The sequence below is a fragment of the Sphingobium sp. FG58 genome, from assembly GCF_057809055.1.
In genome coordinates this window covers 22,936-45,320 of the sequence record NZ_JBMDJF010000001.1, presented here as the reverse complement: position 1 = coordinate 45,320, position 22,385 = coordinate 22,936, and the positions used below count along the sequence as shown (strand labels likewise).

The 22,385-nt window shown below is 64.5% G+C and carries 22 protein-coding genes and 2 tRNA genes; 10 read left to right on the top strand and 14 right to left on the bottom strand.

The genetic code is table 11. The annotated features are described in order from the left end of the window. The first annotated feature begins 56 nt into the window (after positions 1 to 56). Entirely contained in the window at positions 57 to 740 is a 684-nt protein-coding gene (locus ACODR8_RS00265) for an ATP-binding cassette domain-containing protein (protein ID WP_489005479.1), read from the top strand. A 37-nt stretch (positions 741 to 777) separates the two neighbouring features. Continuing rightward, positions 778 to 1,479 (top strand): molybdate ABC transporter permease subunit, encoded by a 702-nt coding sequence (modB, locus tag ACODR8_RS00260; protein ID WP_489005811.1) that lies wholly within the window; start codon positions 778 to 780, stop codon positions 1,477 to 1,479. Positions 1,480 to 1,518: 39 nt separating this feature from the next. On the opposite strand, the gene ACODR8_RS00255 is transcribed toward modB, so the two are convergent. From ACODR8_RS00255 to ACODR8_RS00230, 6 genes are all read right to left on the bottom strand, one after another. Then, positions 1,519 to 1,595, bottom strand: a tRNA-Arg gene (locus ACODR8_RS00255). Between the two features lie 87 nt (positions 1,596 to 1,682). After that, positions 1,683 to 2,060, bottom strand: a complete 378-nt coding sequence (locus ACODR8_RS00250; protein ID WP_489005478.1) for a hypothetical protein — start codon at positions 2,058 to 2,060, stop codon at positions 1,683 to 1,685. A 320-nt stretch (positions 2,061 to 2,380) separates the two neighbouring features. Continuing rightward, the gene (gene nth, locus ACODR8_RS00245; RefSeq protein ID WP_489005477.1) at positions 2,381 to 3,022 is read right to left on the bottom strand and encodes an endonuclease III; all 642 of its coding nucleotides are present in this window, start codon (positions 3,020 to 3,022) and stop codon (positions 2,381 to 2,383) included. Between the two features lie 4 nt (positions 3,023 to 3,026). Further along, positions 3,027 to 3,791, bottom strand: coding sequence for a 4-hydroxy-tetrahydrodipicolinate reductase (gene dapB, locus ACODR8_RS00240; protein ID WP_489005476.1), 765 nt, complete (start codon positions 3,789 to 3,791; stop codon positions 3,027 to 3,029). Between the two features lie 65 nt (positions 3,792 to 3,856). Then, positions 3,857 to 4,579, bottom strand: coding sequence for a head GIN domain-containing protein (locus ACODR8_RS00235; protein ID WP_489005475.1), 723 nt, complete (start codon positions 4,577 to 4,579; stop codon positions 3,857 to 3,859). Then, positions 4,531 to 5,292, bottom strand: a complete 762-nt coding sequence (locus ACODR8_RS00230; RefSeq protein ID WP_489005474.1) for a head GIN domain-containing protein — start codon at positions 5,290 to 5,292, stop codon at positions 4,531 to 4,533. Before ACODR8_RS00230 ends, ACODR8_RS00235 begins: the two co-directional genes overlap by 49 nt. Positions 5,293 to 5,400: 108 nt before the next feature. On the opposite strand from ACODR8_RS00230, the gene ACODR8_RS00225 reads away from it, so the two are divergent. Further along, positions 5,401 to 6,990, top strand: a complete 1,590-nt coding sequence (locus tag ACODR8_RS00225; protein ID WP_489005473.1) for a M28 family metallopeptidase — start codon at positions 5,401 to 5,403, stop codon at positions 6,988 to 6,990. 6 nt (positions 6,991 to 6,996) lie between these two features. On the opposite strand, the gene gloA2 is transcribed toward ACODR8_RS00225, so the two are convergent. Continuing rightward, entirely contained in the window at positions 6,997 to 7,383 is a 387-nt protein-coding gene (gloA2, locus tag ACODR8_RS00220) for an SMU1112c/YaeR family gloxylase I-like metalloprotein (protein WP_489005472.1), read from the bottom strand. Positions 7,384 to 7,527: 144 nt separating this feature from the next. Here gloA2 and hemB point away from each other — a divergent pair, with 144 nt between their 5' ends. Together hemB and ACODR8_RS00210 are read left to right on the top strand one after the other, a co-directional pair. Then, positions 7,528 to 8,523 (top strand): porphobilinogen synthase, encoded by a 996-nt coding sequence (gene hemB / locus ACODR8_RS00215; RefSeq protein ID WP_489005471.1) that lies wholly within the window; start codon positions 7,528 to 7,530, stop codon positions 8,521 to 8,523. 1 nt (position 8,524) lies between these two features. Next, on the top strand, positions 8,525 to 9,094 hold the full coding sequence (locus tag ACODR8_RS00210; RefSeq protein ID WP_489005470.1) for a gamma carbonic anhydrase family protein: 570 nt from the start codon (positions 8,525 to 8,527) through the stop codon (positions 9,092 to 9,094). 158 nt (positions 9,095 to 9,252) lie between these two features. Here the strand turns inward: ACODR8_RS00210 and ACODR8_RS00205 are convergent, their stop codons facing one another. The 5 genes from ACODR8_RS00205 to zwf form a co-directional block, all read right to left on the bottom strand. Then, positions 9,253 to 9,765, bottom strand: coding sequence for a hypothetical protein (locus tag ACODR8_RS00205; protein WP_489005469.1), 513 nt, complete (start codon positions 9,763 to 9,765; stop codon positions 9,253 to 9,255). Positions 9,766 to 9,830: 65 nt separating this feature from the next. Next, a complete protein-coding gene (eda, locus tag ACODR8_RS00200; protein WP_119745286.1) occupies positions 9,831 to 10,454 on the bottom strand; it encodes a bifunctional 4-hydroxy-2-oxoglutarate aldolase/2-dehydro-3-deoxy-phosphogluconate aldolase in 624 nt (207 codons plus the stop codon). A 2-nt stretch (positions 10,455 to 10,456) separates the two neighbouring features. Next, positions 10,457 to 11,431 (bottom strand): glucokinase, encoded by a 975-nt coding sequence (gene glk / locus ACODR8_RS00195; RefSeq protein ID WP_489005468.1) that lies wholly within the window; start codon positions 11,429 to 11,431, stop codon positions 10,457 to 10,459. Positions 11,432 to 11,542: 111 nt separating this feature from the next. Next, positions 11,543 to 13,369: a phosphogluconate dehydratase gene (gene edd, locus ACODR8_RS00190; RefSeq protein ID WP_489005467.1), complete on the bottom strand. Its 1,827-nt coding sequence runs from the start codon at positions 13,367 to 13,369 to the stop codon at positions 11,543 to 11,545. Next, complete coding sequence (gene zwf / locus ACODR8_RS00185) at positions 13,362 to 14,825, bottom strand: glucose-6-phosphate dehydrogenase (protein WP_489005466.1); 1,464 nt, start codon at positions 14,823 to 14,825, stop codon at positions 13,362 to 13,364. The genes edd and zwf overlap by 8 nt, the downstream gene beginning before the upstream one ends. 230 nt (positions 14,826 to 15,055) lie before the next feature. Between zwf and ACODR8_RS00180 the strand changes: the two genes are divergently transcribed. Continuing rightward, positions 15,056 to 15,140 (top strand) — tRNA-Leu (locus tag ACODR8_RS00180). Positions 15,141 to 15,395: 255 nt separating this feature from the next. Here the strand turns inward: ACODR8_RS00180 and ACODR8_RS00175 are convergent. Continuing rightward, positions 15,396 to 16,532 (bottom strand): pyridoxal phosphate-dependent aminotransferase, encoded by a 1,137-nt coding sequence (locus tag ACODR8_RS00175; protein WP_489005465.1) that lies wholly within the window; start codon positions 16,530 to 16,532, stop codon positions 15,396 to 15,398. 183 nt (positions 16,533 to 16,715) lie between these two features. Between ACODR8_RS00175 and ACODR8_RS00170 the strand changes: the two genes are divergently transcribed. Further along, positions 16,716 to 16,979, top strand: a complete 264-nt coding sequence (locus tag ACODR8_RS00170; RefSeq protein WP_489005464.1) for a hypothetical protein — start codon at positions 16,716 to 16,718, stop codon at positions 16,977 to 16,979. Here the strand turns inward: ACODR8_RS00170 and ACODR8_RS00165 are convergent. After that, positions 16,924 to 17,982 carry a LacI family DNA-binding transcriptional regulator gene (locus tag ACODR8_RS00165; RefSeq protein WP_489005463.1) on the bottom strand — a complete coding sequence of 353 codons (1,059 nt, stop codon included), beginning with the start codon at positions 17,980 to 17,982 and terminating at the stop codon, positions 16,924 to 16,926. The two genes, ACODR8_RS00170 and ACODR8_RS00165, sit on opposite strands and share 56 nt — an antisense overlap. Before the next feature lie 220 nt (positions 17,983 to 18,202). Here ACODR8_RS00165 and hisD point away from each other — a divergent pair, with 220 nt between their 5' ends. From hisD to ACODR8_RS00150, 3 genes are all read left to right on the top strand, one after another. Beyond that, entirely contained in the window at positions 18,203 to 19,534 is a 1,332-nt protein-coding gene (gene hisD / locus ACODR8_RS00160) for a histidinol dehydrogenase (RefSeq protein WP_489005462.1), read from the top strand. Beyond that, entirely contained in the window at positions 19,534 to 20,301 is a 768-nt protein-coding gene (locus ACODR8_RS00155) for an SDR family NAD(P)-dependent oxidoreductase (RefSeq protein ID WP_489005810.1), read from the top strand. Before hisD ends, ACODR8_RS00155 begins: the two co-directional genes overlap by 1 nt. 357 nt (positions 20,302 to 20,658) lie before the next feature. Next, positions 20,659 to 22,167, top strand: coding sequence for a hypothetical protein (locus ACODR8_RS00150; RefSeq protein ID WP_489005461.1), 1,509 nt, complete (start codon positions 20,659 to 20,661; stop codon positions 22,165 to 22,167). Positions 22,168 to 22,385: the final 218 nt, after the last annotated feature.

The following is a 22,385-nucleotide window of genomic DNA, read 5'->3' as shown; positions in this document are numbered from 1 at the left end:
CTGCGCCATCGTTGCGCGCTTGCATCGCTGGACAGGATCGGGGCACAAGGGCGGCAATGTCCCTTTCCCAACCCACTGTGACAGCCCGTCCCGATCCATCGCCGCCTTCGACCGCGTCGACATTTCGCATCGACATCTGGCGCAGCCTTGGCGATCGGCGGATCGCGTGCCGGGTCGATGCCGGGCCGGGGGTGACCGCGCTGTCCGGCCCGTCGGGGGTAGGCAAGACGACGATACTCAACATGGTCGCCGGACTGTTGCGGCCCGATGGCGGGCATATTCATGTGCGGGACGTGCCGCTGTTCGACGGCGCGCTGGGCATCAATGTCGCACCCGAACATCGACATCTGGGCTATATCTTTCAGGATGCCCGGCTTTTCCCGCACCTGCGGGTCCGCGGCAACCTGCTCTACGGTATCCGTCACTTGTCCGATGCAGCCGACGCGCTGGAGGAGATGGCCCGCTTCCTTGGCATTGCATCGCTGCTCGATCGCTGGCCATCGACCCTGTCGATGGGGGAGGCGCAGCGGGTGGCGATTGGCCGGGCCTTGCTGACGCGCCCTTCCTGCCTGTTGATGGATGAGCCGCTGGCGTCGATCGACCGCGCACGGCGCGCCGACATATTGCAGTTGGTCGAACGGTTGCGGGACGAAGTGGGCGTGCCGATCCTGTATGTCACCCATGATCTGGCGGAGGCGGAACGCCTGTCCGCGCATATCGTCCAGATGGATTTCGAATGATGGCGGCCAATCAGATCCTGCGCAGGATCATGTCGTGATGCTGGACCTGCCGCCTGATTACTGGCCGATCATCGCTTTGTCGCTCAAGGTCAGCGCGGTTGCGGTCGGGGCGATGCTGCCTATTGCGTTCGCGCTGGCGTGGATATTGGCGCGATGGCAGTTCCCCGGCAGGATGTTGCTCGACGCGCTGGTCTATCTGCCGCTGGTGGTGCCACCGGTCGTTACCGGCTGGCTGTTGTTGCTCTTGTTCGGCGCGAACGGGCCGGTCGGGCGCTGGCTTGCGGACTGGTTTGGCATCACCCTGCTGTTCCGCTGGACCGGCGCAGCCCTTGCCGCCGGGATCATGGCCCTGCCGCTGATGGTGCGGGCGATCCGCCTGTCGATCGAATCGGTGGACCGACGACTGGAAGGCGCGGCGCGGACGCTGGGCGCTGGCCCGCTGCGTGTGTTCCTGACCATCTCCCTTCCGCTGTCCCTGCCCGGCGTGCTGGCGGGCGTGATATTGGGCTTTGCCCGGTCGATCGGCGAATTTGGCGCGACCATCACCTTTGTATCCGACATTCCCGGCGAAACCCGCACGCTGCCGATCGCCATCTACGCGGCGTTGCAAGCCCCCGGCGCGGAAGCCGTGGTCACGCGGCTTGCCATCGCGTCGATCCTGTTGTCGCTGACCGCACTGCTATTGTCCGAAATGCTGGCCCGGCGCATGGGGGCAGGGGTCCGAAGCTATCGGGCGTGAGGGCCCGTGTTCAGGGAAAGCGGTTTGATTGTGGGGTAATGGTGCACCCAAGTGGATTCGAACCACTGGCCTTTGCCTTCGGAGGGCAACGCTCTATCCAGCTGAGCTATGGGTGCGCGACGCTGGCTGGTAAGCCGTGTCAGACAGGCCGCTTAGCAAAGGCCGTTCGTCCGCGCCAGCGGCAAAATCGCCGCCGGGCCATCTTATTTCGGCGCTTTCTGCATCGGCTGGAATTTGCCTAGGCCGCAGCTGGCGCCCGGTTGCAGGCCGGGACCATTGTTCCACAGCACGGTGATGATATCGACCGAACAGAGCTGCGACAGGCTGGTGCGGTAGGAAAAGCGCTTCTCAAACCCCAGGCTGGGGCAGCTGTTGGGCAGGGTGTTGCGGTAGATTTTATTGCCGTTCATGATGAAGTCGATGGTGCGGTCATCGCGGACATTGGTCGATCGGATCGATGTCAGCGGCACGCAGTCGAGCGCCTTGCCAGCGGTCGGCACATAGGGGTCGGGCGCGGTCTTGGCGATGGCGGGGGTGACGGCGCAGGCCAGCGCGAGACCCAAAGCGAGACGGACGGACATGGTTTCTCTCCTTCGATTGCGTTTGAACGAATCGACGTCGCAGGACGGTGAAACCCGTCTCTAGCGCGCCGCCATCCGTTCGTCCCCCGCCTTCGCGGGGGCAGGCTCTGAGTAGCCATTGAGCCCTTCGACTGCCTGCTTGCAGCAGTCGCTCAGGATAAACTTCACCAAAGGTGAAGTCGAAATGGCGTATCGAAGGATCAAGCGCTGTGTGTGATGCTTCGATACGAGCCTTCGACAAGCTCAGTCTCTACTCAGCACGAACGGATATTATTAGACTCTAATAAGCCGGGCCTGAACCCAGGAAGAACGGGCGGACGTCAGGCGGGTGGTGGGGTCTTGGGCTTGAAGCGGCACAGGTCGGCGACCGGGCAGCGCCAGCATTCGGGTTTGCGCGCCTTGCAGATATAGCGGCCGTGCAGGATCAGCCAGTGATGGGCGTCGCGGCGGAAGGGCTGCGGGACGCGCTTGTCGAGTTTTGTTTCCACAGCCAGCACGGTCTTGCCGGGGGCCAGCCCGGTGCGGTTGCCGACGCGGAAGATGTGTGTGTCGACCGCGAACGTCTCCTGCCCGAAGGCGGTGTTGACGACGACATTGGCGGTCTTGCGCCCGACGCCGGGCAGGGTGGTCAGCGTGTCGCGATCCTGCGGCACTTCCCCGCCGAAATCGCGGACCAATATCTCCGACAGGGCGATGACATTCTTCGCCTTGGTATTGAACAGGCCGATGGTGCGGATATGGGTTTTCAGGCCTTCCTCGCCAAGGTCCACCATCTGTTGCGGCGTGGTGACGTCCATGAACAGGGCGCGGGTCGCCTTGTTGACGCCGACGTCCGTGGCCTGGGCCGAGAGCGTCACCGCGACCAGAAGCTGATAGGGATTGCCATATTCCAGCTCCGTCACCGGCGCGGGATTGGCTTCGGCCAGGCGGCTGAAAAAGTCGAAGATCTGCGCCTTGTTCATGGCGTCAGAGACCCAGCACGCCCTTCATGTCGTAACGGCCGACCGGCTGGCCGATCAGCCATTGCGCGCCCTTGACCGCGCCGCGCGCGAAGATGGTGCGGTTTTCGGCGCGGTGGCCGATTTCGATCCGTTCGCCTTCGGCGGCGAAAATGACCTGGTGGTCGCCCGCGACCGACCCGCCGCGAAGCGCGGCAAAGCCGATCGCGCCCTGCGCCCGCGCGCCGGTGATGCCGTCGCGGCCCCGCTCGTTATGGTCGGCGAGTGTGATGCCGCGTCCGCGCGCGGCGGCTTCGCCCAGCAGCAGGGCGGTGCCGGAGGGGGCATCGACTTTGTGCCGGTGGTGCATCTCGACAATCTCGATATCCCAGTCGTCGCCAAGTCCCGCTGCGGCCTGTTCCACCAGTGCGGCGAGCAGGTTGACGCCGAGCGAGGTATTGCCGGTCTGGAGGATGGGGATCATCGCGGCGGCTTTGTCGATCAGGGCGTGATGGACGGACTCGAGGCCAGTGGTGCCGATCAGGATCGGCTTGTTGGCGGCAATGCAGACATCGAGATGGACAGAGAGTGCGCCGGGGACGGAGAAGTCGATCAGCACGTTGCTGCGCTGCGCAAGTTCCAGCGGATCGGTGGTGATGGCGATGCCCGGTGCGATCTCGCCGCTGCCGTCGCGGTCGGTGCCGCCTGCTATGCCAAGGCCAGCGTCGGCCGCGACCTGCGCGATGGCGCGGCCCATGCGGCCAGCGGCCCCGAAAATCCCGATAGTCGTCATGATCGCCCCGTTCGCATGTAGTTGCTGTGGCCGATGCCAGAGCGGCGGCGCTTTGTCATTATCGTTCAATAGCTGTCGCCACCGCAGGCGATGCGCCCGGTGCCGCGATTGTCGACCGAGCAGGCGGGCTTGCCGTTGACGGTGACGTCGCCGGAGCCGGTGGCGGTGATCCTGGCCGTGACATCGGCGGTCAGGGCGATGCTGCCCGGTCCGTCATTGGCAAGGGTCGCCTGCCGCGCGCGCAGGGCGTCGCCTGCGACGGCACCCGGACCGGTGACGCGGATATTGGCGATGCCGGTTCGTCCGCTGAGCGTTGCGCGGCCACCGCCCGCCAGCGACAGATCGATCCGGTCAAGATCGACCGTTGCCACGGTGACGTCACCATTGCCGCCCAGCACGATATCCCCGCGCAGTCCCTTCATCCGGCTGACCGTTACCGATCCGCCGCCGGTCAGGACGATGCGGGAAAGATCGCCGGTGGAGAGGCGCAGGGTCGCTGCGCCGCCGCTTTTCTCGCCGGGCTGCGGGCGGATCATGGTGATGGTGAGCAGGCGACCGGAGACGGTAACGTTAAGCCGGTCGAGCAGCGCCTGATCCCCCTCCGCGCGGGCCGATGCGCCAGCACCAGTGGTGATGACGACGCTGACCGGCGCATCGAGCCGGATCGCGTCGAAGCTGGTGATGGTATAGCCGCGCGTTGCCGCCGTTGCGGGCGTCGCGATCAGGAGTGCTGCGCCGGTCAGGGCGCGCAGCGCGCCTCGCCCGGTCCTGTGCCACTGGTCGTACATTGCGCCTTGCCCTTCACCGTCACGTCGCCCGGCCCCATGATGCTGATAGCGACCGCGCCGTCCGACGCAAAGGCAATGTCACCCACACCCAGGATCGACACGTCGGCCTTGCCCAGTTTGAGGCCGTCCGCGTCGATATCGCCCGCGCCGGTGATGGCGAGTTTGCCTTCATCAGCGGTGCCGGAAATCTTGACCGATCCTGCGCCGGTGATGTCGGTTTTCAGGCTGCGCAATTTGACTGCGCCAATGTCGAAATCGCCAGCGCCGGTGAGGGACAGGTCGAGCGTGTCGCCCTCCGCCCGGTCGAGCGTGAAATCGCCTGCGCCGGTCAAAGCGGCGGCGCGGATGGCGGGCATGGTGACGCGGATGGTCGCGCCTTCATTATCGTCCCTGCGGCCCCAGCTCCAGTTGCCGTTCGATTTGCGGCCGATGACCAGCCGGTCGCCCTTGACCATGATGTCGAGCTGTTCGATCGCCTTGGGATCACCCTCTGCCTTGACGGAATAGCTGTCGCCGATCGTCACCGCGACATCGTCCGGGCCGGTGGCGTCGATCGCGGTGAAATCCTTGAGCGTCGACCAGTCCTGCGTCGTGCTGGCGTTGGATGCGGGCGCGCTATCATCGGCGTGGCGCGAACAGGCGGCGGTCGTAAGGGCGAGTCCGGCGACGAGCAGGGCGGACAAAGTCGGGGAATGGGGCATCATCATCTCCATACTGTATTGCCACGTTAATACACGTTCGCGGTGGTGGTTCCAAGCCCCCTTGTTCGTCGAACAGGATCGGGCAAGATAGAGATGAGTTTAGAGCGGAGTAGCATGACCATGCGCGGCCTTTCCTTCGGCATATCCCTGATCGCGTTGATGGTCGGCAGCGCCGCGCTGGCCGAGGCGGAAGGGGATAAGGGCGCGCGCTGGTGGGGGCATGTCGAGGCGCTGGCGAACGACGCGATGCAGGGGCGCGGCACGGGGACACCCGGTTATGACAAGGCGGCCGCCTATGTGATCGGCCAGTTTCAGGCGATGGGCCTGAAACCCGCTGGCACGCAGGGCTATCGCCAGCCGGTCGCCTTTGTCGAGCAGCGGATCGTGTCGGACAAGTCCAGTGCGGCGCTGACGGGGCCGCAGGGGGTGGTGCCGTTGGCAGTGCCGGGCGACCTGATCTTTGGCGGCGGGGGCGGACCGGTGCCTGAGAGCATCGACGCGCCCCTGGTGTTTGCGGGCTATGGCCTGCATCTGCCCGAAGCGGGGCATGATGATTTTGCCGGGCTGGATTTGAAGGGCAAGATCGTCGTCGTGCTGTCGGGTGGTCCGGCGACCCTGTCGGGCGCGCTCAAATCCCATGCGCGGTCGGAACGGTCGCACTGGCTGGCGGAGCAGGGCGCGCTGGGGCTGATCACTTTGGTGACGCCCAAGCAGGTGGAGATTCCGTGGGACCGGCGGATCGCCCTGTCGGGCGCGCCTGCGCTTTATTATAGCGATGTCAGTTTGCGGGATACGCAGACGCCGTTCCTGGGCGCGCAGCTTGACCCGGCCAAATCGGATCTGCTGTTCGCCGGGTCGGGAAAGGATTTTGCCGCGATCGCGGCGGCGGCGGATGTCTCTGCGCCGGTCGCGTCATTCCCGCTGGCGGTGCGGCTGAAGGCGCAGGTGAGCGCGACGCGGGCCGAGCTTTCCTCGCCCAATCTGATCGCTATGCTGCCCGGTAGCGACCCCAAGCTGCGGCATGACTATGTCGTGCTGTCGGCGCATCTGGACGGCTATGGCGTCGGCACGCCGATCAAGGGAGATGCGATCTATAACGGCGCGCTGGACAATGCGTCGGGGGTTGCCAGCCTGCTGGAGATTGGGCGCGCGCTGAAGGCCAGTAAGGTGAAGCCCAAACGGTCGATCCTGTTCGCCATCGTCACCGCGGAGGAGAAAGGGCTGCTGGGCGCCCGCTACTTCGCGCGTCGGCCGACCGTGCCGCAGAAAAGCATCGTCGCGGACCTGAATTTCGACATGGCGCTGCCGATCTTCCCGCTGACCAGCGTGACCCCGATCGGCTATGATCAAAGTTCGCTGGGCAAGGATGCGGAAGCCGTGAGCGCGGCGATGAACCTGCCTATCACCCCCGACCCCTTCCCCGACCGCAACGTGTTCATCCGGTCGGACCAATATGCCTTCATCCGCGAAGGCATACCGGCGCTGTTCTTCAAATATGGGTTCAAGGCCGGGACGCCCGAAGCGGCGACCGAAAAGGCGTGGCGGGCGAATATCTATCACTCGCCCTTCGACGATCTGAACCAGCCGGTGATGCCCGCCGAGAGCGCGAAGTTGAATGACTATGTGACGGCGGTGACGCTGAGGGTGGCGAATGGGGCGGCGCGGCCGACATGGAATGCGGACAGTTTCTTTCGGCGGTTTGCGAAATAGGGGCGGTCAGGGCGTCGGCTGCTCATAGAGTTCGAGCGGCAGCCCGTCGGGATCGGTGAAAAAGGTGAAGCGCTGGCCAGTCCATTCGTCGAGGCGGATCGGTTCACAGGCAATGCCGGCGGCGTCGAGCCGCGCCACCTCGATATCAATGTCTGTGACGGTGAAGGCAAGGTGTCGCAGGCCGCAGGCTTCGGGGCGGCTCGTTCGGGCAGGGGGATCGGGGAAGGAAAATAGTTCGATCTGGGCATTGCCCGCGTCCAGATCGCACTTCCACGACTGGCGTTCGGCGCGCCAGACTTCGCGGATCACCGGCAATTGCAATATGTCGCGGTAAAAGGCGCGAGAGCGGGCATAATCGGAACAGATGATGGCTATGTGATGGACGGCGCGCATGGGCGGCTTCTAGAATATCGGCAGGATCGTGGGAATGGGGGACAGGATTGGATATTCTCTATTCTTTCCGGGCGGAGGAGCGGGACGTCCCCTGTTTGATCACTCCTGCTTGATCCCCCGCTCTCCCGCGCCTAGACCCGCGCCATGAGCCAATCTTCCTATCCGGCGCTGCGGATGCGGCGCGTGCGGGCTTCGGCGTGGAGCCGGGCGATGTTTGCGGAAAATCGTCTGTCGCCCAGCGATTTCATCTGGCCCTTGTTCGTGACCGAGGGGGATCATGTCGAGGAGCCGATTGCAGCATTGCCCGGCGTGTCGCGCTGGTCGGTGGATGGCATCGTCGCGCGGGCGCGGGAGGCGCGGGATGCCGGGATTCCCTGCCTGGCGCTGTTTCCCAATACGCAGGCCGAACGGCGCAGCGATGATGGGGCGGAGGCGCTGAATCCCGACAATCTGATGTGCCGGGCGATCCGGGCGATCAAGGATGCGGTGCCGGACATTGGCGTGCTGACCGATGTGGCGCTGGACCCCTATACCGCGCATGGGCAGGACGGGCTGCTGGACGATGCGGGCTATGTCCTCAACGATGCGACCGTCGATGTGCTGATCGGCCAGTCGCTTAATCAGGCGGCGGCGGGGGCAGACATCATTGCGCCCAGCGACATGATGGACGGACGGGTCGGCGCGATCCGTGCGGCGCTGGAGGCCGACGGCCATGTCAATGTCCAGATCATGTCCTATGCCGCCAAATATGCGAGCGCCTTTTACGGGCCGTTCCGTGATGCGGTGGGATCGCGCGGGTTGCTGAAGGGCGACAAGAAAAATTACCAGATGGACCCGGCCAATGCGGAGGAAGCATTGCGCGAGGTGGCGCTGGACCTGGCCGAAGGGGCGGACAGCGTGATGGTGAAGCCGGGGCTGCCCTATCTCGACATCATCCGCCGGGTTAAGGAGCAGTTTGCGGTGCCGGTGTTTGCCTATCAGGTGTCGGGCGAATATGCGATGATCGAACATGCCGCTGCCGCTGGCGCAGGGGACCGCGATGCGTTGGTGCTGGAGACGCTGATGGCGTTCAAGCGGGCGGGTTGTTCGGGGGTGCTCACCTATCATGCGCTGCACGCGGCGCGGCTGCTGGGGGCGTGAGATGAGTGATTATCCGGGCGTCAGCATCATCCCGTATAAGGGCAAGGCGCCGGTCATCCACCCCAAAGCCTTCATTGCGCCGGGATGCCGCATCATCGGCGATGTCGAGATCGGGGAGGATGCGAGCATCTGGTATAATTGCGTCATCCGCGCGGACGTTAACCGGATACGGATCGGCGCGCGCAGCAATGTGCAGGATGGCACGGTGATCCATTGCGACAGCCCCGGCGACGGGATCGACCGGCCAGTCGAGGGCTGGCCGACGATCATCGGGGATGATGTGCTGATCGGCCATATGGCGATGGTGCATGGCTGCACGCTGGAGGACCGGGCCTTTGTGGGGCTTGGCGCGATCGTCATGGATGGCTGCGTGATCGAGAGTGACGGGATGCTGGCGGCGGGGGCCTTGCTGTCGCCGGGCAAGCGGCTGCCGGGGCGGCAATTATGGGCTGGGCGACCGGCCAAATTTATGCGCGAGTTGTCGGACGCGATGGTGGCGAAGCTGGGCAGCGGAGCGGCGCGTTATGTCGATTATGCGCGGGCGCATAAACAGGCGGTGGACGCGGTTTAGGGCTTATATTCAAGCAGTTTTGCACGGCTCTTGATCCTCCCCTTTAAGGGGAGGTGTCGGGCCGAAGGCCAGACGGAGGGGTGTCCCGCTATCGAGAGGGTGACACCCCTCCGTCAACGCTTCGCGTCGCCACCTCCCCTTGCAGGGGAGGATGAATACTAAGGCTGGGCCAGTTGGCCCTTGAGCGCGTCGATGCGGTCATTCTGGCTGTCGACGATGGCGAGGGCGGCAGTGCGGGCGGCGTCCAGGGCGTCGAGGCCGCCATGTTCCTTGCCATCGGCGATGGCGCTGGTGCGATCGACATAGAGGGTGTCGAGGCTGGCGAGGGCGGAGACGCTGTCGTTGCGGGCGGTTTCCAGCGCGCTGATGGCGACCTGCGCGGCGACCCAGGCATCGCTGGATACCGACGATCCCGACGCGGCGCGGGCGGCTTTTTCCGCCGTGGCGTAGGCCGCGTCGAAGCCGGTGCGGCCGGTTTCCGACTGGGCGGTGAAGCGGCTGATCTGTGCCGCCAGTTTGGCGTCGGCGGCGATCGGGGCCGGGGGCGGGGTGGCTTCGGCGACCGGGGCGCTCTCGATCGGGCGCTTGGCGAGCGAGGGATAGCTCAGCTGCGCGCCGGTGCAGCCGGACAGGAGCAGGGCGAGATAGGGGAGCAGCCGACGGGTCATCATGGCGTTCCATCTAGGGCGCGATGTGGCGGGGCGCAATGGCCCCGCCCTACGTCATCCGCCCACTTTTATCCGCGCGGGAGGGCGGCGGCGGCGCGGGCCAGTTCCTCGATCTTTGCGCCATCGACCGGTCCCTTGGGCACGACCCAGCTGCCGCCGACGCATTTGATGAAGGGCTGGGCGAGCCATTCCGGGGCGCTTTTGAGCGTGATGCCGCCCGTGGGGCAGAAGCGGGCGGTGTGGAGCGGCGCGGCGAGGGCTTTGAGCGCGGGCAGGCCGCCCGACGTTTCGGCGGGGAAGAATTTGAAATGGGTGAGGCCCATGTCCATGCCGCGCATGATGTCGCCCGCCGTGGCGGTGCCGGGCAGGAAGGGGATTTTGGCGGCGATCGCGGCCTTGCCCAATGGCTTGGTGAGGCCGGGGCTGACGATGAAGCGGGCGCCAGCCTCCATCGCGGCGTCGAGCTGTTCGGGGTTGAGGACGGTGCCTGCGCCGACGACCGCCCCTTCGACCTGGCTCATTTCGCGGATCACGTCGAGCGCGGCGGGGGTGCGCAGCGTGACTTCGAGCGCGGGCAGGCCACCGGCGACGAGGGCGCGGGCGATGGTGAGGGCGTCCTCGACCCGGTCGACCACCAGCACCGGGATCACCGGGGCGAGGCCCATCACTTTTTCGACGGTCAATTTGCTCATGTTCATTGCTCCCTAAAGGCGGCGGCGGCCCCGAACAGGCCGATTTCATCATGGATGGCCATACGGATCGGGACGGAGGCCATCAGGCTTTCGAACCGGCCCTTGGCCTTGAAACGGGTGTGGAAGCCGCTGTGCGGCAGAAAGTCGCGCATCCGCTGGGTCAGGCCACCGGCCAGCACCACGGCATGGGGACCATGGGCGAGCGCGAGATCGCCCGCGACCGATCCGTAACAGAGGCAGAAGCGTTCGAGCGCGGCGCGGGCGAAGGGATCGCTATCCTCCAGCGCGGCCTGCCACAATTCGGGATCTTCCATCAGCATGACCCGGTCATGGCCAATGGTCGCCATCGCCTTGTAGATATAATTGAGGCCGGGACCGGACACGATCCGCTCGGTCGAGACGCGCAGGAATTTGTCGCGTAGATAGGCGAGGATTTTTTCCTCTAGGCTGTCGAGCGGGGCGAAGTCGAGATGGCCGCCTTCGGTTGCGATGACATGGGGATGGCCATTGTCATAGGCGATCATCGCGACGCCAAGGCCGGTGCCGGGGCCAAGGATGGTGACGCCGCCGTCGCGGGGGAAGGGGCGGTCCTCGCCGAACAGCAAAGGCAGATTTTCATCCGGCAGGCGCGAGACCGCATGGGCGACCGCCTCGAAATCATTGACCAGCTTGACGGTGCGGACGCCCAGATCGTCGGCCAGCGTATCGGCGCGCACGACCCAGCTGGAGTTGGTGAGCTTGATGACTTCGCGGCCGATGGCGGTCGCGAAGGCGATGGAGACGGCGTCGGGGAGGTCGCCTTCGCCGCCCTTGGCTTCGTCTTCGGCAAAGGCGGCCCAGCAGGCTTGCAGGCTGGGATAGTCGGCGACCTTATATTTGCGCACGGTGCCGAGCTTCGGTACGCCGCGATCGTCGAGCGAGGCGCGCGCGAAGCGGGCATTGGTGCCGCCAATGTCGGCGGCGATGATGTTGGTCATCAGGACATCCTATCATTATATCCGTCATGCCAGCGCAGGCTGGCATCTCTCTTCTTTTGCGTGAGGCAAGAAGAAGAGAGATCCCGGCCTTCGCCGGGATGACGGTGGAGATTATAGCTCGGCTTCCATCGCAGCGAGGATGGGGGAGGCACCCTGTTCGGCCAGGTCGCTATGATGGCGGAACAGGGCGAACAATTCGCGACCGGTATCATAGGGCGGCGGCGGGGCGGCGGGGATGTCGCGGGCCTCCCAGATTGCGGCATCGACCAGCGCGTCGATGGTGCCGCTCTGGGCGCAGACGCGGACGAGATCGCCGTCGCGCAGCTTGCCGATGGGGCCACCGCCCAAGGCTTCGGGCGAGAGGTGGATGGCGGCGGGGACTTTGCCGGATGCGCCGGACATGCGGCCATCGGTCACCAGTGCGACCTTGAAACCGCGATCCTGGAGGACGCCGAGCGCCGGGGTCAGCTTGTGCAGTTCAGGCATCCCGTTGGCCTTTGGTCCCTGGAAGCGGACGACGACGACGACGTCGCGTTCCAGTTCGCCCGCCTTGAAGGCGCGCAGGACGTCATCCTGATCGTGGAACACGGCAGCCGGTGCCTCGATGGTCCAGAGGGCGGGATCGACGGCGCTGACCTTCATGACGCAACGGCCGAGATTGCCCGCCAGCAGCTTCATGCCGCCATCGGCGCTGAACGGGTTGGAGACGGGGCGGAGCATATTGTCGTCGCGCGAGGCGGGAACGTCGCGCCATTGCAGCGCGTCATTTTCCAGCACTGGTTCCTTGCCATAATCGGTGAGGTCGCCGCGTGCGACGGTCATGATGTCGCGGTGGAGCAGGCCGCTGTCGAGCAATTCGCGGATGATATAGCTCATGCCGCCAGCGGCATGAAAATGGTTCACATCGCCGGAGCCATTGGGATAGACGCGGGCGAGCAGCGGGACAGCATCGGAGATTTCGGCGAAATCGGTCCAGTCGATGCTGATCCCGGCGGCGCGGGCGATGGCGGGCAGATGGATCGCGTGATTGGTCGATCCGCCGGTCGCCATCAGGCCGATGATGGCGTTGACGATCGCCTTTTCATCGACGCAGTGGCCGAGTGGACGATAATCATCGCCGTCCCAGCCGATGCTGGCGAGGCGGTGGGTGGCGGCGCGGGTCAGTTCCTGACGCAGCTTCGTGCCGGGGTTGACGAAGGCGGCGGCGGGCATGTGGAGACCCATCACCTCCATCATCATCTGATTGCTATTGGCGGTGCCGTAGAAGGTGCAGGTGCCAGCGCCATGATAGCTGGCGCTTTCGGATTCGAGCAGCTCGTCCTTGCCCACTTTCCCTTCGGCATAAAGCTGGCGGATGCGGACCTTTTCCTTGTTGGCGAGGCCCGATGGCATCGGGCCTGCGGGGATCAGGATGGTGGGCAGATGGCCAAAGCGCAGCGCGCCCATCAGCAGGCCCGGCACGATCTTGTCGCAGATGCCGAGCAGGGCGACGCCTTCAAACATGGCGTGGGAGAGGGAGATCGCGGTGGAAAGGGCGATCGTGTCGCGGCTGAAGAGCGAGAGGTCCATGCCCGCCTGCCCCTGGGTCACGCCATCGCACATGGCGGGGACGCCGCCTGCTACCTGAGCCGTTGCGCCGACTTCGCGGGCGGCCAGCTTGATCGCTTCGGGATAGCGGCCATAGGGCTGATGCGCGGACAGCATGTCATTATAGGCGGTGACGATGCCGATGTTCATCGCCGCGCCGGTGCGGATGACCGGCTTGTCCTCGCCACTGGCGGCAAAGGCATGGGCGAGGTTGCCGCAGCTCAGCTGATCGCGATTGGTGCCTGCGTCCCGGCCCCGTTCGATAAGGTCGAGATAGTGGCGGCGGCTCTTGGCGCTGCGCGCGACGATACGGTCGGTGACCTTGGCGATCACCGGGTTAAGTTCAGTCATGCCAGCTGGCTCCGTCACGTTCGATAAGGGCAATGGCCGAGGATGGACCCCAGTTGCCGGAAGAATAGGGGGCGGGCTTCATGTTGGCCTCTTTCCACCCGTCGATGATCGAGTCGATGAATGCCCATTGCGCCTCCACCTCGTCGCGGCGGACGAACAGGGTGGCGTCGCCGGCCAGCAGGTCGAGGATCAGCCGTTCATAGGCGATGCGGCGACGCTGCCCGGCAAAGGCGGCGGTCAGCGACACGTCGAGCGTCACTTCGTCCAGATGCACCTGCCGTTCGAGGCCCGGCCGCTTCGACATGATGGTCAGGCGGATATATTCTTCGGGCTGGAGGCGGATGACCAGCGTGTTGGATTCAAGCCCCGATCCGTGACCGTCGCGACCGAAGATGGAGTGGCGGACCGGCTTGAACTGGATCATGATTTCGGACTGGCGCGCGGGCATCCGCTTGCCGGTGCGCAGGTAGAAGGGAACGCCCTGCCAGCGCCAATTGTCGATATGCGCCTTGATCGCGACAAAGGTTTCGGTGGTCGATGGCTGGCCCAGTTCATCGGCATAGCCGGTGACGATTTTGCCGCCGACTGCGCCCGGCGTATATTGGCCGCGGACGCTGTGAGTCTTGACCGTTTCGGCGGTCATCGGGCGGAGCGAGCGCAGCGCCTTGACCTTCTCATCGCGCACCGAGGTCGGGTCCATGCGGGCGGGCGGCTCCATGGCGATGATCGAGAGGATCTGGAGCATATGGTTCTGCACCATGTCGCGCAGCGCGCCGACCCCGTCATAATAAGAGACGCGGCCTTCCAGGCCCACGGTTTCGCCCACCGTGATCTGGACATGATCGATGCCGGTGGCGTTCCACAACGGTTCGAACATCAGATTGCCAAAGCGCAGCGCCAGCAGGTTCTGGACGGTTTCCTTGCCCAGATAATGGTCGACCCGGAAAATCTGATCCTCGGCAAAGAGGGCGCCGATGCCGTCATTGACCTGCTTGGAGGAGGCGAGATCCTTGCCGATCGGCTTTTCCATCGCGATCCGGGTGAGCGGGGTGATGAGGCCAGCCTCCGCCAGACCCTGCGCGGTGGGGGCGAACAGGGACGGGGGGGTGGAGAGATAGACGGACAGGCCTCGCTCCAGCCGCCCGTCGATCCGTTCGGCAAGCGCGGCGAACTGGACGGCGTTGCCCGCCTCGACCGGCTGGTAGCAGATCATGGTGCGGAAGGTGGCGGCGACTTGGGGGTCGTAGCGGTCGGCGGCCAGGAATTGACGCAGCGCCGCGTCAACATCGTCGCGGAAGGCATCATCGTCCATCTCCGACCGACCGGAGGCGACGATCAGAAAGTCGTCGGGCAGCAGCCCGTCGGACAGGAGATTGTAGAGCGAAGGGAAGATCATGCGCCGCGCAAGATCACCGGTGGCGCCGAATAACAGGAACGTAGCAGACGATTCGGTCAAAGGATGGTCCTTCTCCGTTGAACATATCTATATCTGCACGATGACGCCCTTATAGCGCACGCGGATGATAGCGCAAGGAGGCTATCGCCCCGGCAGCGATGCTGCAACGGCTCTGCTGTGGTGCAGCGAAAATCGGGCGGGCCGGGCTGGATGGCCGCTGATTATCGCCCTGACTGATTTTCGGCTGGACGGGGGAGCCGGATTTTGTCATTTGGCGGCACCCAGGCCGTGCGGGCGTGGTGAAACTGGTAGACGCGCCGGACTCAAAATCCGGTTCCGCAAGGAGTGTCGGTTCGATTCCGACCGCCCGCACCATTTTTAGGCCGGACTTTGTTTCCGACATTGCGATTCAGATCGACGTGCATCCTTCCATGGAAGGGCAGGGCGGTTGCATATGACTTTCCGCTATCCATCCAACGTCATGCTGAATTTATTTCAGCATCCATCGTGCCCCACATGCCGCCGCTCGTAACGAGAAATGGATCCTGAAACGAGTTCAGGATGACGATGAAGGAGGGGGCAGTTTCATATGCGATAAGCCTGCCCTTGCAGAGGAGGATTTTGAAGCGTTCAACGCCTGCCTTGCGCCTGGAACCATGGCACCATCCGGGCGATGGCGTCCTCTACGCGGTCGGTGGAGACGGCGAAGCTGAAACGGATGAAATGATGGCCTTCGACCGGATCGAAATCGATGCCGGGCGCGGTGGCGACGCCGGTGTCCTGGAGCAGGTGGTGGCAGAAGGCGAGGCTGTCGTCGGTCAGGTGGCTGATGTCGGCATAGAGGTAGAAAGCGCCGTCGGGCGGGGCGATGCTGGCGAGGCCGAGGGCTGGCAGGGCGTCGAGCAGCAATTGCCGGTTGCGGCGGTAGGTGGCGACATGGCCGTCCAGTTCGGCGCTTTCCTCGAACGCCTGTAGCCCGGCCTGCTGGGCGAGGACGGGGGGCGTGAGGAAGAGGTTGCCCATGCGGGCGCGGGCGGCGTCGATCAGGACAGGCGGCACGACGATCCAGCCCAGACGCCAGCCGGCCATGCTGAAATATTTGGAGAAGCTGTTGACGATGATCGCGTCGGGGGCAAACTCCAGCATCGATCGGGCCGGGTCGCCGAAGGACAGGCCGTGATAGATTTCGTCCGAGATGATGGCGATGCCGCGCGCGGCGCAGGTGGCGGCAATGCGGGCGAGTTCATCCGCCGGGATGATGGTGCCGGTAGGGTTGGCGGGGCTGGCGAGGATGAGGCCGTCGGGCGCGGGATCGAGCGCGGCGAGGGCGTCGGCGCTGATCTGGTAGCGTTCGGCCGGGCCGCAGGGGATTTCGAGCGGGTCGAGATAGAGCGCCTTCAGCGTGTTGCGATAGGCGACGTAGCCGGGGCGGGCGGTGGCGACCCGTGCGCCCGGCGCGAACAGGCTGGTGAGCGCCAGGACGAGGCCGGGGGACGCGCCACAGGTGAGCAGGATGCGTTCGGGGTCGATGGTGAGGCCGTAGCTGTCGCGATAATGGCGGGCGATCCGCCCTTTGAGCGGCTGGCTTTCCCAATAGCCCATGGGATCGGTGTCCAGCACATGATGCGCGACCGCGATGGCGGCGGCGGGCGCGCCGGTGGAGGGCTGGCCAAATTCCATGTGGAGGATGGAGCGCCCTGCCGCTTCGAGGCGGTGGGCTTCGCGGCTGATGGCGATGGCGTGGAACGGGTCAATGCTGGCGATCATGGTGCCTGCCTAGAGGGGGTGATCGCAAATTGCTAGAATAGTGACTTGCGCAAAAGATCATGGCGTTCCCCGGCAAAGGCCGGTGTCCAGTTCCGCGCTCTGGACTGGACCCCGGCCTTCGCCGGGGAACAGCATTTTACAGGAATGATTGCAACCTGGGTACTGCCGTTGCGTTGGGGTTGTATGAGCGACACGCTGCTGACAGGGCTGCAATATTATGGCGCGGGGGTGGCGGTGCTGGCGGCACTGCTGGTGTCGCTCAATATCGGGCGGCGGGTGACGGGATGGGCGTTCGTGCTGTTCGTCACCAGTTCGATCGCGCTGATCGCGTGGGGATTTCTGGCGCAGGACAGCGAGGGGATTGGCTGGCAGAATGTCGCCATGCTGGCGATCAATCTGGTCGGGGTGTGGCGATATTTGTTGTCGTCGCATAAGCCGAGGGATTAGCCACTGAACGGCTGCTGCCGCGCAGCATCAATGTGCCATCCACGATGACGTCCTGATGCGCGTCCGGATCATCGCGCAGGATGCGGATGAGGCGGACGGTCTGGGCGACCATCTGCTCGGCGGGTTGCGAATAGCTGGTCAGCGAGAAAGCGGGCCAGGCGGCCATGGGGACATCGTCATAGCCGACGATCGAAATCTCCCGCCCGACATCCAGTCCATATTCGTGGCGGGCGACGTTGATCGCGGCGATGGCCATCAGGTCGTTGGCGCAGAAGATCGCGTCGGGCCGGTCCGGGCGGGTGAGCAGGCGGCGGGTCGCGGCGGTGGCGGCGGCGATGTCGTAATGGCCATCCTCGCGCAGGGGGGCGGGTGCGCCCTGCTGCGCGAGATAGGCGAAGAAGGCGGCTTCGCGCTGGGCGTTGGTCGATGATCCGGCGGTGCCGGCGATATAGGCGATCCGCTGATGCCGACCGGCGAGCAGATGGGCGGCGATGGTGCGCGCGCCAATCTGGTTATCGCCGATGACGCTGGAGGCCGCATCGTCCAGCGTGGTGCGGTTGTAGAGGACGACCGGCACCTGGGCGCGGCGACATTCTTCGGCCAGCGTCGAGGACAGGCCGACCGAGAGCAGGACGAGGGCGTCGAGCCGATAGTGGAGGATTTCGTGGATCGAGGGTTCGGCGGTTGCGCCGCTGTCCGCCGGGAAGAGCAGTAGCCGCAGTCCGGCGTCGTCGAGGGCGCGGGAGAGCAATTGCATGGTTTCGACGAAGAAGGGGTTGGCGAGGTTTCCGACACCGACCCCGACAATGTTCGACCGGCCATTGATGAGCGAGCGGGCGAGGAGATTGGGGCGGTAGCCCAGCTGATCGGCGGCGGTCAGGATGCGGGCGCGGGTGTCGGGCGAGATGCTGGCGCCGGGGGTAAAGGCGCGGGAGACCGCCGATTGCGAGACGCCGGCGGCGCGGGCGACATCATGGGCGGTGACGAAGATGCGGTCGTTCATGGGCCAATGCATGGGATATGTTGCATAGGTTTGCAACGGCTTTGCTGCGGCAATTGCGAGTGGTTGTTGGTTGAGGGTTGCCTGAATGGCTTGGTATTGCATATGTATGCAACAAGATGACGATTCGGTGTGGCGGACCAACCGCACCGGGCTTGGCTGACGGCGATGGTGCGCCGTGCAAGCCTATTCGTTCGATGTTCAATGTCGGGAGGATGACAGGATGGCGCAGTATCTGAAGCGGGGCGCGACCGCGCAGGCCAAGGCCGATGCCGATCGCAAGGTTCGCGATATTGTCGAGGCGACGCTTGCGGACATCGAGGCGCGGGGCGATGCCGCGGTGCGCGACCTGTCGATCAAGTTCGACGGCTGGGACCGGGACGATTATCGGCTGAGCCAGGCGGAGATTGATGCGTGCGTCGACAGCCTGAGCCGCCAAGAGCGCAAGGACATAGAGTTTGCGCAGACGCAGGTCCGCAACTTCGCGCAGATCCAGCGCGATAGCATGAAGGATGTCGAGGTCGAGACGCTGCCGGGCGTCATTCTGGGCCATCGCAATATTCCGCTCAATTCAGCGGGCTGCTATGTGCCGGGGGGCAAATATCCGCTGCTGGCGTCGGCGCATATGTCGGTCATCACCGCCAAGGTGGCGGGGGTGCCGCGGGTCATCACCTGCGCGCCGCCATTTCAGGGCCAGCCTGCTCGCGCGATCGTGGCGGCGCAGGCGATGGCCGGGGCGGACGCCATCTATGCGCTGGGCGGCATACAGGCGGTCGGCGCGATGGCGATCGGCACGCAGAGCATCGATCCGATCGACATCCTTGTCGGGCCGGGCAATGCCTTTGTCGCGGAGGCGAAGCGGCAGCTGTTCGGCCGGGTCGGCATCGACCTGTTTGCGGGGCCGACCGAGACGCTGGTGATTGCCGACGAGATCGGATGCGACGCGGAGCTGGCGGCGACCGACCTGCTGGGGCAGGCGGAACATGGGCCGGACAGCCCCGCTATATTGCTGACCACATCCGAGAAACTGGCGCGTGAGACGATGAAGGAGGTCGAGCGCTTGCTGACGATCCTGCCGACCGCCGACTATGCGCGGCGGGCGTGGGAAACCTATGGCGAGGTGATCGTGGCGGAGGATGACGCCGAAATGGTGCGGATTGCCGATGATCTGGCGTTCGAGCATGTGCAGGTGATGACCGCAGACCCCGATTATTTCCTGACGCACATGACCAATTATGGCGCGCTGTTTCTGGGCGCGCGGACCAATGTGAGCTATGGCGACAAGGTGATCGGCACCAACCATACTTTGCCCACCAGGAAATCGGCGCGCTTTACCGGCGGGCTGTGGGTCGGCAAGTTCATCAAGACCTGCACCTATCAGAAGATACTCACCGATGAGGCGTCGGCGCTGGTCGGCGAATATTGCAGCCGGTTGTGCGCGCTGGAGGGCTTTGCCGGGCATGGCGAGCAGGCCAATATCCGCGTGCGGCGCTATGGCGGGCGCGATGTCCCCTATGCCGGGACGGCCACGCCCACGGCGGCGACGGCGGCGTGATGGACGCGCTGCCGACGACGCCCAGCTTCCGGCTGGATGGCAGGCGGGCGCTGGTGACGGGCGCGGGGCGGGGCATTGGCCTGGCCTGCGCGGCGGCACTGGCGCAGGCGGGCGCGCATGTCACGCTAGCGGCGCGCAGCGGGGCGGAGATCGAGGCGGGCGCGCAGGCGATCCGCGCGGCGGGCGGGCGGGCGGATACGCTGCGGATCGACGTGAATGATGTGGCGGGTGTGGCGTCGGCGTTGGAGGGGGGCGCGGCGTTCGATATCCTGCTCAACAATGCCGGGACCAACCGGCCCAAGCCGTTCACCGACGTGTCCGAAGAGGATTATGACGCGGTGCTGGGGCTGAACCTGCGCGCGGCCTTTTTCATGGGACAGGCGGTGGCGCGCGGCATGATCGGCGCGGGGCTGCGCGGGTCGATCATCCATATGGGATCGCAAATGGGGCATGTCGGCGGGCCGCGCCGCTCGCTCTATTGCGCGTCCAAATGGGGGCTGGAGGGGCTGAGCAAGGCGATGGCGCTGGACCTGGCGGGGCATGGCATCCGATCCAACACGATCGCGCCCACCTTTATCGAAACGCCGCTGACCCGGCCCTTTTTCGAGGACAAGGCGTTTCTGGCCAGCGTGCTGGAGAAGATCAAGCTGGGGCGGCTGGGGAAGGTCGAGGATCTGATGGGGGCGGTGGTGTTCCTGGCGTCAGATGCCAGTGCGCTGATGACGGGGACGAGTCTGGTTGTCGATGGCGGGTGGACGGCGGAGTAGGGGGGGTGGGGTTTGGACGTATACGCGGCAATGGCCGATATGGGTGGATAGTGGACATCTGATTTCGGCGGGGGGGGGGTGTGAAATGGAGGAGTCTTGTTCGACTGAGGCTCGATTGCCGCTTGTCGCTTCCGTGTGGAAGTTTAGACCTACTCATTATTGACCCGGACACGTTATGTCCACCGGACCGGATTCACGTCGGTGGCCAGTGGACACCGGATTTAACGATGCGAACATTGGGAGGCCGGTATGCCTGCGGTTGCGATCAGTTCTGGAAGTCTCATTTTCCAGGATGAGCAGGTAAGTACAGCGACACGGGGCGTTCTCTCCCTAAACGGGACCGCCACACCAGGGATCATGGTCAATATTCGCAATCAGGGCACCGTGATCGGAACGGCGTTGGCGGATTCCACGGGCGCATGGCAGTTCAGTTCAAACCAATCCCTGCCCTTCTGGGCTCCGCCAATTAGCTATCTGCTGTCCGCTTCCGTCGAGGATGGCGGAAGCGTTGCCTCTACTTTCTCGATCTATGCGCGCGGCTCGGCGGGCGTTGCCAACCGTTTCGCGTTCTCCAACACCGAGTTCGTTTCTACCCAGCAGTTTCAATTCGGGGTTTCGCTTACGACAGTGACTAACCACTACACAATCGGCGGCACCCTGCTGAGCCAAGAAACGGTCACCTCCAGCCGGGGTAGCGCGTCCGTCAGGATCGTGAATGTTCCGGACGCGAACGGCGTAACGGTTGTTGACATCTATTCTACCAACATCGGGTATCGAACCGACACGCTCCGGAACTACTATGACAGCGCTTTTCATATCCTGAAGCAGGAGACCTACAGCCCTTCCGGCCAGTTGCTCCGCATGCTGACTGCGCCCGATAGCGCCGGCCAAATGAACGAGACGGTATTCGCCGGAGCCTACTTTACCACCACGACCTACCTCGGCAGTCAGCGCGTCTACGCCAACAGCTATGACCCGGACGGACACATTCTGAGCCAAGAGCGGTTCGACGCGAATGGCCAGCGGCTTTCGGTCACGACGGCTCCCGATGAGGCGGGAAATCTGAAAGCGTTGCTTTTCGCCGGCGGTCAGAACATGGCGACTGTGGAATACGGAAATGGTGTTGAGACGGTCTTGTACGCCGGACATCGCGGCGACCTAGCTACGGACACGACGCAGTCCGCGACCTACAGGCTGTACACTGGCGTTGGGATCCAGCCAGTGGAGTTCACGCCTGGAGCCGTCAGGGCTGACGACACCTTCATATTCGTCCATGCCTACAACTCCGCTTCACGTATGATGATTGTCGGCTTTGACAGCGGGGATCGGGTGATTCTGGATGGCTATGGGACAAACCCCTACGGGTTCACTGAGACGACCGCCGGCGTTACCCTGACGCTCAGCGATGGAACGATCGTCCTATTCGACGGCGTTGCCCATGTTGCGGACCTCCACATCACTCTTACGGGCGCCGGATCAGGCTCTGCGCCACTCGCCGTCCTCTCGGCCGACGACACGGCGATCCTTCATGATCTCGGCGCGCTAGACCCGGCTTCGATTGAGGGCGCTTCTCCCGCCGATTCCCCGTCGGCGCATGGCCATGCCCCCGATGTCCAGATCATGCTGCACGACATCGTCTTACCGACGGACGATGTATTCATTGCATTCGATGTGCCGATCGACTCACTTAAACTTTCGCCCCAGACCCTTCCCGCAGCAGAGTGGGAGGTCGCCGCGACCCCGGAGCATTTTCCCGCTGACGTCCTGCCGCCGCCGTCCGACTATCCCGGATTCCTCTTCGTCCACGCGGATCTGATAGAGTTCAACCTTGTTTCGACGCCAGACCAGTCGCCGCTGGGCTGGTAGCGCGCCGTCGGAGCGGGTAGCACGGACGAAAAAGCGGCACCTAGCGCGACCAGCTGCTGAGCGCCGCTTGCCTGTTCCAACTTCAGAGGGTTGCCGACGACGATGTCTTAGGGTCCGCAAAGGGTCGTTCATTGCCATTTCTCCTTCCGTCATGCCGGGCTTGACCCGGCATGCCGCTATTCTCTGGAGGCGAGAGAAAAAAGCGGGACCCCGGATCA

Coding starts and splice junctions, on each gene's coding strand:
- nth (WP_489005477.1), bottom strand. CDS start 3,022: ATGAACAAGGCGCAGATCTTCGACTTTTTCAGCCGCCTGGCCGAAGCC.
- ACODR8_RS00210 (WP_489005470.1), top strand. CDS start 8,525: ATGAGTGATTATCCGGGCGTCAGCATCATCCCGTATAAGGGCAAGGCG.
- gloA2 (WP_489005472.1), bottom strand. CDS start 7,383: ATGCGCGCCGTCCATCACATAGCCATCATCTGTTCCGATTATGCCCGC.
- ACODR8_RS00165 (WP_489005463.1), bottom strand. CDS start 17,982: ATGAACGACCGCATCTTCGTCACCGCCCATGATGTCGCCCGCGCCGCC.
- ACODR8_RS00175 (WP_489005465.1), bottom strand. CDS start 16,532: ATGATCGCCAGCATTGACCCGTTCCACGCCATCGCCATCAGCCGCGAA.
- ACODR8_RS00265 (WP_489005479.1), top strand. CDS start 57: ATGTCCCTTTCCCAACCCACTGTGACAGCCCGTCCCGATCCATCGCCG.
- edd (WP_489005467.1), bottom strand. CDS start 13,369: ATGACTGAACTTAACCCGGTGATCGCCAAGGTCACCGACCGTATCGTC.
- dapB (WP_489005476.1), bottom strand. CDS start 3,791: ATGACGACTATCGGGATTTTCGGGGCCGCTGGCCGCATGGGCCGCGCC.
- ACODR8_RS00155 (WP_489005810.1), top strand. CDS start 19,534: ATGGACGCGCTGCCGACGACGCCCAGCTTCCGGCTGGATGGCAGGCGG.
- eda (WP_119745286.1), bottom strand. CDS start 10,454: ATGAGCAAATTGACCGTCGAAAAAGTGATGGGCCTCGCCCCGGTGATC.
- ACODR8_RS00205 (WP_489005469.1), bottom strand. CDS start 9,765: ATGATGACCCGTCGGCTGCTCCCCTATCTCGCCCTGCTCCTGTCCGGC.
- ACODR8_RS00235 (WP_489005475.1), bottom strand. CDS start 4,579: ATGTACGACCAGTGGCACAGGACCGGGCGAGGCGCGCTGCGCGCCCTG.
- ACODR8_RS00225 (WP_489005473.1), top strand. CDS start 5,401: ATGCGCGGCCTTTCCTTCGGCATATCCCTGATCGCGTTGATGGTCGGC.
- hisD (WP_489005462.1), top strand. CDS start 18,203: ATGGCGCAGTATCTGAAGCGGGGCGCGACCGCGCAGGCCAAGGCCGAT.
- hemB (WP_489005471.1), top strand. CDS start 7,528: ATGAGCCAATCTTCCTATCCGGCGCTGCGGATGCGGCGCGTGCGGGCT.
- modB (WP_489005811.1), top strand. CDS start 778: ATGCTGGACCTGCCGCCTGATTACTGGCCGATCATCGCTTTGTCGCTC.
- ACODR8_RS00150 (WP_489005461.1), top strand. CDS start 20,659: ATGGTCAATATTCGCAATCAGGGCACCGTGATCGGAACGGCGTTGGCG.
- ACODR8_RS00250 (WP_489005478.1), bottom strand. CDS start 2,060: ATGTCCGTCCGTCTCGCTTTGGGTCTCGCGCTGGCCTGCGCCGTCACC.
- ACODR8_RS00170 (WP_489005464.1), top strand. CDS start 16,716: ATGAGCGACACGCTGCTGACAGGGCTGCAATATTATGGCGCGGGGGTG.
- ACODR8_RS00230 (WP_489005474.1), bottom strand. CDS start 5,292: ATGGAGATGATGATGCCCCATTCCCCGACTTTGTCCGCCCTGCTCGTC.
- glk (WP_489005468.1), bottom strand. CDS start 11,431: ATGACCAACATCATCGCCGCCGACATTGGCGGCACCAATGCCCGCTTC.